This is a genomic window from Mesorhizobium sp. M1E.F.Ca.ET.041.01.1.1 (genome assembly GCF_003997355.1).
Lineage (GTDB): Bacteria > Pseudomonadota > Alphaproteobacteria > Rhizobiales > Rhizobiaceae > Mesorhizobium.
In genome coordinates this window covers 1-8628 of record NZ_RZSL01000243.1, presented here as the reverse complement: position 1 = coordinate 8628, position 8628 = coordinate 1, and the positions used below count along the sequence as shown (strand labels likewise).

The 8628-nt window shown below is 65.9% G+C and carries 9 protein-coding genes and 2 pseudogenes; 2 read left to right on the top strand and 9 right to left on the bottom strand.

What is annotated here, in order from left to right:
- A pseudogene (locus tag EOA38_RS19790) lies at positions 1-475 on the top strand (3-oxoadipyl-CoA thiolase); the annotation flags it as partial.
- 13 nt (positions 476-488) lie between these two features.
- Here EOA38_RS19790 and pobA read toward each other — a convergent pair.
- Genes pobA through pcaD form a run of 6 tightly spaced genes read right to left on the bottom strand, consistent with a single transcriptional unit; the run spans position 489 to position 5349 of the window.
- On the bottom strand, positions 489-1661 hold the full coding sequence (pobA, locus tag EOA38_RS19785) for a 4-hydroxybenzoate 3-monooxygenase (RefSeq protein ID WP_126092959.1): 1173 nt from the start codon (positions 1659-1661) through the stop codon (positions 489-491).
- Between the two features lie 58 nt (positions 1662-1719).
- A complete protein-coding gene (locus EOA38_RS19780) occupies positions 1720-2772 on the bottom strand; it encodes a 3-carboxy-cis,cis-muconate cycloisomerase (RefSeq protein ID WP_126095846.1) in 1053 nt (350 codons plus the stop codon).
- Between the two features lie 11 nt (positions 2773-2783).
- Complete coding sequence (gene pcaG / locus EOA38_RS19775; RefSeq protein WP_126092958.1) at positions 2784-3398, bottom strand: protocatechuate 3,4-dioxygenase subunit alpha; 615 nt, start codon at positions 3396-3398, stop codon at positions 2784-2786.
- Entirely contained in the window at positions 3398-4150 is a 753-nt protein-coding gene (pcaH, locus tag EOA38_RS19770) for a protocatechuate 3,4-dioxygenase subunit beta (protein WP_127300007.1), read from the bottom strand. Before pcaH ends, pcaG begins: the two co-directional genes overlap by 1 nt.
- Positions 4143-4544, bottom strand: a complete 402-nt coding sequence (pcaC, locus tag EOA38_RS19765; protein ID WP_127300006.1) for a 4-carboxymuconolactone decarboxylase — start codon at positions 4542-4544, stop codon at positions 4143-4145. Before pcaC ends, pcaH begins: the two co-directional genes overlap by 8 nt.
- Positions 4537-5349 carry a 3-oxoadipate enol-lactonase gene (gene pcaD / locus EOA38_RS19760; RefSeq protein WP_127300005.1) on the bottom strand — a complete coding sequence of 271 codons (813 nt, stop codon included), beginning with the start codon at positions 5347-5349 and terminating at the stop codon, positions 4537-4539. Before pcaD ends, pcaC begins: the two co-directional genes overlap by 8 nt.
- Positions 5350-5441: 92 nt before the next feature.
- On the opposite strand from pcaD, the gene pcaQ reads away from it, so the two are divergent.
- The gene (gene pcaQ, locus EOA38_RS19755; protein WP_126092954.1) at positions 5442-6359 is read left to right on the top strand and encodes a pca operon transcription factor PcaQ; all 918 of its coding nucleotides are present in this window, start codon (positions 5442-5444) and stop codon (positions 6357-6359) included.
- A 177-nt stretch (positions 6360-6536) separates the two neighbouring features.
- Here pcaQ and EOA38_RS19750 read toward each other — a convergent pair whose 3' ends face one another.
- The 3 genes and pseudogenes from EOA38_RS19750 to EOA38_RS19740 all read right to left on the bottom strand — a co-directional run.
- A complete protein-coding gene (locus EOA38_RS19750; protein WP_126092953.1) occupies positions 6537-7265 on the bottom strand; it encodes an ABC transporter ATP-binding protein in 729 nt (242 codons plus the stop codon).
- The gene (locus EOA38_RS19745) at positions 7246-8010 is read right to left on the bottom strand and encodes an ABC transporter ATP-binding protein (RefSeq protein WP_126092952.1); all 765 of its coding nucleotides are present in this window, start codon (positions 8008-8010) and stop codon (positions 7246-7248) included. The genes EOA38_RS19750 and EOA38_RS19745 overlap by 20 nt, the downstream gene beginning before the upstream one ends.
- Positions 8007-8628 (bottom strand): annotated as a pseudogene (locus EOA38_RS19740) (branched-chain amino acid ABC transporter permease); the annotation flags it as partial. The pseudogene EOA38_RS19740 and the gene EOA38_RS19745, both read right to left, overlap by 4 nt.

The window sequence follows — 8628 nt, the reverse complement described above, 5'->3', positions numbered from 1 at the left end:
GGGTGGCACAGTCACCGCCGGCAATGCCTCCGGCGTCAACGACGGCGCCGCCGCCCTCATCGTCGCCTCGGAAGCAGCGGCGAAGAAGCATGGCCTGACGCCGATCGCCCGCATCCTCGGCGGTGCCGTCGCCGGTGTCGCGCCACGCATCATGGGCATCGGCCCGGCGCCGGCCACCAAGAAGCTCTGCGCCCGTCTTGGCTTGACGCCCGACCAGTTCGACGTCATCGAATTGAACGAAGCCTTCGCCTCCCAAGGCATTGCCGTGCTCCGCCAGCTCGGAGTTTCCGAGACGGCGGAGCATGTCAACCCCAACGGCGGCGCCATCGCGCTCGGTCATCCGCTCGGCATGTCCGGCGCACGCATCACCGGAACGGCGGCGCTGGAGCTCGGCGAGCGAGGCGGCAAGCTGGCTTTGGCCACCATGTGCATCGGCGTCGGTCAAGGCATCGCGATCGCGCTTGAGCGGGTCTGACGGCTTCCGCCGATCAATAGGGAAGGCCGACGTAGTTTTCGGCGAGCGCCGTAGAAGCCGCCTTGGAATGCACGAGATAGTCGAGCTCGGCTTCCTGGATGCGCTGGCCGAACTCGCCCGTCTCGGGAAAGCGGTGCAGGATCGTCGTCATCCACCAGGAGAAGCGCACCGCTTTCCACACACGCGCCAGCGCCTTGGCTGAGTAGGCGTCGAGCCCGGCTTCCGACCTGCCGGAGTAGAATTCGCGAAGCCCGGCAAAGAGATAGCGCACGTCGCTGGCAGCGAGGTTGAGACCCTTGGCGCCGGTGGGCGGCACGATATGGGCGGCGTCGCCGACCAGGAACAGCCTGCCGAAACGCATCGGTTCGGCGACGAAGGACCGCAGCGGCGCGATCGACTTCTCGAAGGACGGCCCGGTGGTGACGGCGGCCGCCGTCTGCGGCGGCAGGCGGCGCCTAAGTTCATCCCAGAAGCGGTCGTCCGACCAGGCCTCGACGCGCTCATCGGCGGGAACCTGCACATAGTAGCGGCTGCGGTGCGGCGAGCGCATCGAGCACAGCGCGAAGCCCCGCTCGTGATTAGCATAGATCAGTTCGTGATCGGCCGGCGGCACCTCCGCCAGCACGCCCAGCCAGCCGAACGGATATTGCCGCTCGAAGGTCTTCAGCGCGTTTTCCGGCACCGATCTGCGGCTGACGCCATGATAGCCGTCGCAGCCGGCGATGAAGTCGCAATCGATGCGATGCGCAGCCCCATCCTTGTCGTAGGTGACGAAAGGCGATACCCCGCCAAAATCGTGCGGCGCGACGTTCGCCGCTTCGTAAACGGTGACGAGCCCCGCCGCCTCCCGCTTGTCCATCAAGTCGTGCGTCACCTCGGTCTGCCCGTAGACGGTGACGTGCTTGCCGCCGGTCAAGCCCGTGAGGTCGATACGATGCAGTCGCCCGCCGAAGGCAAGCGAAATGCCCGCATGCGGCAGGCCTTCGGCATGGAGCCTGTCCGCGGCGCCCGCCTCGCCGAGCAGATCGACCGTGCCCTGCTCAAGCACGCCGGCGCGCACCCGGCCGAGCACATGCTCGCGGCTCGACCGCTCCAGGATGATCGTCTCGACGCCGATGGTGGCAAGCAACTGGCCGAGCAAGAGGCCGGACGGTCCGGAGCCGATGATGGCGACCTGCGTGCGCATTAGATCCCTTCACACATGTCATTCTCCCAAAACCGCAGCGCACTTTGGGCGACATGCGTTAGTGGCCGATGCTCTCGATCCGACCGGCAAGCTCGGCGGCGAGCCTGAGCGCGGCTGCCGTCGCCACCACCATCTGCGGCAGGATGAGCCATTCCAGTGTCCAGGCCGCGCCCGAGCGTTCCTGCTCGTGCACCAGCGCCTGATGCACGCCGGAAAGCTGCGTGGCGCTGAAGCGGGCAAGCGCCACCAGCGCCTCGGCCTTCACCGGATTCTGCTTGTGCGGCATGGCCGACGAGCCGCCAGCACCGGCGAGCTTGATGTCGGATTCGCCCTGCGCCATCAGCGCGATGTCCTGGCCGAACTTGCCGAGGCTGCCGGCGACCAGCGACAGCCAGCCGGCGAATTCGGCGAGCGCATCGCGCTGGCTATGCCATTGCGGCGCGTCGGCAAGACCGAGTTTGGCGGCAAGCGCCGCGCGCACGGCCGGCGCCTTGCCGCCGAGCTTATCGAGTATCCCGGCCGCACCACCGAATTGCACAACAAGCAGCCGGTCGGACTGTTCCTTGAGACGATGCTGGTGACGCTCGAGCGGCGCCCGCCACGAAACGATCCGGTCCGCCGCCGTGATCGGGATTGCCGGCTGCATGCGCGTCACCGCCATCAGCGCCCTGCCTCCGAATTCCTCTTCGAGTCCGGCGAGCCTCACGATGTTCTCGCTGAGCAGCAGGCCGATATGCTCGACCGCCTGGCGCAGGCGCAGCATCAGCGAGGTGTCGATAACGTCCTGGCTGGTCGCGCCGAGATGAACGAATTCGCCATGCGGCTCGCCAACCGCCGCCCGGAGCTGGCGCACCAGTTCCGGCACCACGACGCCATCGTTCGTGACGCCGGCGCGCAGCTTCGCAGTGTCCGGCCGGAACGAAGCCAATGCTTTGACGATCGCAGCCTCGGCCTCGTGCGGGATCACACCGCATTCGGCTTCCGCCTCGGCCAGCGCGCGCTCGAAACCAAGCATCGCGGCGATGTCCGCTTCCACGGAGAAATGCCTCGCCGCCTCTTCGTCGCCGAGCAGGCCGGAAAGCAGCGGATGATCGAAAGGCGAAACGGTCATGTCGGTCACGGTCAGCTGTCGAAGAAGACCGTCTCCTTCTCGCCTTGCAGGTGGATGTCGAAGACGTAGGTGTCGCCCTGGCGCTCGGCGATCAGCGTCGGCGCGCGAACCCGATGCTCGATGCGGGCAAGGATCGGATCCTCGGCATTGGCCTTTTCCTCGTCGGAGAAATAGAGCCTTGTGTGCAGGCCGATATTGATGCCGCGCGCCACGATCCACAGTGTGATGTGCGGCGCCATCAGCCGGCCGTCGCGGAACGGCACGCGGCCCGGCTTGATCGTCTGGAACAGGCAGACGCCGGTTTCCATGTCGGTTGGCTGCCGGCCCCAGCCCTGGAAATTGGGATCGGCCGCGCCGCGCAGTTCGGTGGGCGAATTGTAGAGCCCCTTGGCGTCAGCCTGCCAGATCTCGATCAGCGCGTCCTTGAGCGGCGTGCCGGTGCCATCGAGCACGCGGATGCGCAATTCGATGCGCTCGCCCTTGGTCTGGTCGTTGACCATCGTGGAGCCAAGGTCATTTTCGTAGACGCCGCCGATGCCGCAGAAATTCGGCGTCAGCCCGATATGCACATAGGGCCCGGCGGTCTGCGAAGGGCTCTCCTTCAGCCGGTCGAGCGACTGCGCCATCAATTGCCCTCCAGCCTGTTCTCGAACAGCGTCGAGCGCCGCCCGCGCAGCACGATGTCGAACTTGTAGGCAAGCGCGTCCATCGGGATCGTCGACTGCATGTCGAGCGCGGCAATCAACGCTTCCACGGCTCGCTTGTCGGAGATGCCGCCGACGATCGGGCAGCGCCAGATCAGCGGATCGCCTTCGAAATACATCTGCGTGATCAGCCGCTGCGCGAAACCGTGGCCGAACATCGAGAAGTGGATATGCGCCGGGCGCCAGTCGTTCGGGCCGTTCGGCCAGGGATAGGGTCCGGGCCTGACGGTGCGAAAGCCATAGCCGCCGTCCTCGCTGGTGATGGCGCGGCCGCAGCCGCCGAAATTCGGATCGAGCGGCGCAAGATAGCCGTCCTTCTTGTGGCGGTAGCGGCCGCCGGCATTGGCCTGCCAGAATTCGAGCAGCACACCGGGCACGCCCTTGCCCCGCTCGTCGAGCACGCGTCCGTAAACGATAATGCGCTCGCCGATGGCGCTCTCGCCGGGTTTCGCGAAATTGTGGATCAGGTCGTTGTCGAGCTCGCCGAGCATGGCATGGCCGAAGACCGGGCCGGTGAGTTCCGACAGCGTGTTGTCGAAGGCGATCAAAGCCTTCTGCGGCGAGCGCAGCACCGAGCTCTTGTAGCCCGGCGTGAACGCCGGCGGGTGCCATTGGCGGTCGCGCGGGAAGAAGGCCCCGGTTTCCGGCGTGCGGTTGGAGCCGGCCTCAGGCATGGGCGTCGTCCATCTGCGCGAACACCTCCTTGGCGATCTTGAAGGCGCGGTTGGCGGCCGGCACGCCGGCATAGATCGCGACATGCAGGAAGGCTTCGCGGATGTCGTCGCGCGAAGCGCCTGTGTTGGCGGTGGCGCGAACATGCATGGCCACTTCCTCGTCATGGCCGAGCGCCGCAAGCAGCGCCAGCGTCACGATCGAGCGCTCGCGCTTCGACAGGCCGGGGCGCGCCCACACCGTTCCCCATGCGGCCTCGGTGATCAATTGCTGGAACGGACGGTCGAAATCGGTCGCCGCATTCTCGGTGCGGTCGACATGCGCATCGCCGAGCACGGAGCGGCGGACCGCGAGCCCGGTCCGGTATCGGCTGGTATTGTTTGAGTCGTCATCCATGGAGTTGCTTTCCCTCAGGCAACGAGGCGACGAAGTCGCGGATCAAAGTGACAAACGCGTCAGGCTGCTCGATGCAGGGGATGTGCCCGGCGCCGCGGACCACCTCGAAGCGCGCGCCGGGGATCAGATCGGCCAGCGCGCGGACAAGATCGGGCGGCGTCGAGCCGTCCTGGTCGCCGACGATGCAGAGCGTCGGCACCGCTATTCGACGCGCGCTGTCGGTGAAATCGGCATCACGGACCGCGATGCAGGTGCCGATATAGCCGGGCAAAGCCTGCCTGGTCAGCATGTTGCGGCAGCCGGCGAGATCGGCCGCTCGCGCTTGGTGGAAATCCGGCGTGAACCACACCTTCATTATGCCGTCGGCGATCGCCTCGATGCCGTCGCGCTCGATGGTTGCAATACGGGTATTCCAGCTTTCGGCGGTGCCGATCTTGTGCGCGGTGTCGCTGAGGATCAGCGCCTCGACAAGCTCGGACCGCCGCGCGTAAAGCCCCTGCGCGACCATGCCGCCGACGGACAGGCCGCAGAGCACCACCTTGCCGAAGCCGAAGTGATCGATGAGCGCGCTCAGATCGTCGGCGTGGTCGTCAATCGAGCGCACGCCGCCGCCGATATCGGAGAGCCCCTGGCCGCGCTTGTCGTAGACGAGCATCGGCATTTCTCCGGCAAGCCGCGCCACGATGTCGTCCCAGATCCGGAAGTCGGTGCCGAGCGAATTGATGAAGATGATCGGACGCAAAATGCCCGTCGCCTCGATATAGCGGTGGTGCAGCGTCACGCCGCCTATGCTGACGAATGGCACGATTTCGATCCTCCAAACGCACATTGCACGAGCTATTTGGTTCGGTAAAATGATATTTTGCGGCGTTTCATTAACTTTGAGGTTATCAAACCGTGGCTGACAGCCGGATCCGCTTCCGCCATCTGCAGACGTTTCTCGAAGTTGCGCGGCAGGGAAGCGTGGCGCGCGCGGCCGACTTCCTGCATGTCAGCGCGCCGGCCGTGACCAAGACCTTGCGTGAGCTGGAAGAGGCCCTTGGCATCGCGGTGGTCGAGCGCGACGGCCGCGGCATCCGCGTCACAAGGCTCGGCGAGATATTCCTTAGCCATGCCGGCTCGGCGATCTCGGCGCTGAAGCGCGGCGTCGATTCCGTCAGGCAGGACGGCGCGATCAACCGCCACCCGATCCGCATCGGCGCGCTGCCGACCGTCTCGGCGCGGGTGATGCCGCTGGCGATGAATCTCTTCCTCCAAGAGAACACGAGCGCCGCGATCAAGATCGTCACCGGCGAGAACGCGGTGCTGCTCGAGCAGTTGCGCACCGGCGCGCTCGACCTCGTCGTCGGCCGCCTCGCGGCGCCGGAAAAAATGACCGGCTTCTTCTTCGAGCATCTTTACTCCGAGCAGGTGCTGTTCGTGGTGCGCGCAGGGCATCCCCTGTCGGAGCCGGGAGCGGACATTTTCGCGCGTCTCGACGAGTTTCCCGTGCTGATGCCGACCCGGGAATCCGTCATCCGGCCTTTCGTCGACCGTCTCTTCATCACCAACGGCATGACCGCGCCCGCCACCGAGATCGAGACCGTTTCGGATTCCTTTGGCCGCTCCTTCATGCGCCAGAGCAACGCAGTGTGGATCATCTCGGCCGGCGTCGTCGCCAACGAGATCGCCAGCGGCGCCTTCGTCGTCCTCCCGGTCGACACCGAGGAAACCAAGGGGCCGGTGGGCTTGACCATGCGCACCGACACCGCCCCCTCGCCTGCCTTCACGGTCCTCCTGCAGACCATTCGCGAGGCGGCACGGCACCACGCCTGAAGCTTCCGCAATTCCACGAAAGGCGTGGCAATTTCCGCTCTGGAATTGTGTGAAAACAAACCGTTACTGCAGTTCGCTGGACTGCTCCAACGCGCGTCGGGCTGAACCGGACTCAGGCGACGCGCTTTAGATGCATGTCGTTCGCCAAAACCGCTGCGCACTTTTGGGCGACATGCATTAAGCGACCGAATGCGGTATCGCTGCCACGCCGAGCAGACCTTCGACGGTTTGCGGGCTGGCACGTAATGCGGCAGGCGTTCCCGACCAGGCGATCCGGCCGCGCTCGAGGATGAGCACATGATCGGCGAAATCCAGAGCGGCGCGGATCCTTTGCTCGACAAGCAGGATGGTCATGTCGCCGCCGGAGGCGAGGCGCGTCAGCGCGGCCATCAGCTCGTCGCAGATCACCGGAGCCAGTCCCTCCAGCGGCTCATCGAGCATCAGGATGGACGGGCGGCCCAGTATGGTGCGCGCTGTTGTCAGCATCTGCTGTTCGCCGCCCGAGAGCTGGTTGCCGTAGTTGCGCCTACGCTCCTTGAGCCTCGGAAACATCGCGTAGGCCTCGTCCACTGCCGATCGTTCGCGATCCTTCAACCCGACGAAAAGGTTTTCCTCGACGGTCAGCGACGGAAAGATGCAGCGCTCCTGCGGGACGTAGCCGAGACCCTGCCAGGCGCGCGACGCACCGTCCATTCCGGTAATGTCGATATCGCCGAGCTTGATTGCTCCGGCGTGCCGCCGCGTCTGGCCGGCGATGGTGGCGAGCAGCGTCGACTTGCCGACACCGTTTCGCCCGAGCACGGCCAGCCGGGCACCTGCTTCCGCCTCGAACGATACGTCCTCGAGCACTCGCGTCTGGCCGTAGCCTGCGCTTAAGCCCGAAACCTCAAGCCGCGCCGCGGTCATCGGCATAACTCCCGAGATAAGCTTCCCGCACGCGCCGATCCTTCGCTGCGTCACTGGGCGTGCCGTCGAAGATGATCCTGCCCGCTGCCAGCACGATGACCCGTCTTGCAAATCGGAACACGAGGTCCATGTCGTGCTCGATCATCAGCACCGCCAGATCCGCGGGAAGCCCGGCAAGCGCGGCGTCGATGCGCGGCGTCTCGCTCTGCGGAACGCCCGCCGCCGGCTCGTCCAGCAACAGCACCTTGGGCCTCAGCGCCAGCGCGAAGGCGATCTCCAGCAGCCGCTGCTGCCCATAGGCGATCTCTGCCACCTTGCGGTCGGCGGCGCTCTCCAGGCCAAGCGTGGCCAGGAGCGCCCCGCTCTCCGTGAGCACGTCGGGCATTGTCCAGAACGTCCCGAACATGCGGCCGGTCCGGCCCTGGCGTTGCAGGATAGCGAGCGCCAGATGTTCCCGAGGCGTCATCTCGGGAAAGAGGCGGGTGACCTGAAAGGATCGCACCAGGCCGCGCCGGACACGTTGCATCGGGCTCATGCCGCCAAGTTCTTCGCCCGCGAGCCGCACAACACCGGAGTCGGGCTTCAGATGGCCCGTTACGAGATTGACGAAGGTGGTCTTGCCGGCTCCGTTCGGCCCTATCAGCGCCACGCGGTCGCCGGGGGCCATCGTCAGCGACACGGCCTGGGTGACCGCCAGCCCGCCGAAAGAACGCGTCAGTCTCTCGACCTCGAACACCGGCGTCATCGGCGCCTCGATCGTTCAAGCAGCCGGACAGGAGTGCCGAAGATGCCCCTGGGCGCAAACAGCACGACCAGGACCAGCAGCGCACCGACGATCGTCAGCCAGTGGAATGGGTTGGCGGCCGAGACGAAGTCCTCGAACAGCATGAAGACGACCGTTCCGACAATCGCGCCATAGAGCGAGCCTGTCCCGCCGAGCACCAGCATCACCAGCGCCGAAGCCGACAGGGTGAAGCTCACGCTGTCCAGCCCGACCACTTGGGTGGAGATCGCGTTGAGCCCCCCGCCAACGCCCGCGACCAGGCCCGAGACGACATACATTGCGAGCAGCGTCTTGCTGACGGGCGCCCCCATTGCCGCGACCCGGATCGGATCCTGCCGGATGCCGCGGCAGAGCATGCCGAACGGCGAGCGGGCCAACCGCTGCAGCAGAAACAGCACGATCAGCAGCAGTGCTACGCCCAGCGCATATGCCGTGTGTCCCCAGAGATCGAAGGCGAAGACGCCGAAGAGTGGCGTCGGCGCAATATCCGTCAGGCCATCGCTGCCGCCCGTCCAGCCGGCGGCCTTGTTGGCCGCTTCGTGGAACAGATTGACGATGGCGATCGACAGCACGAGCTGC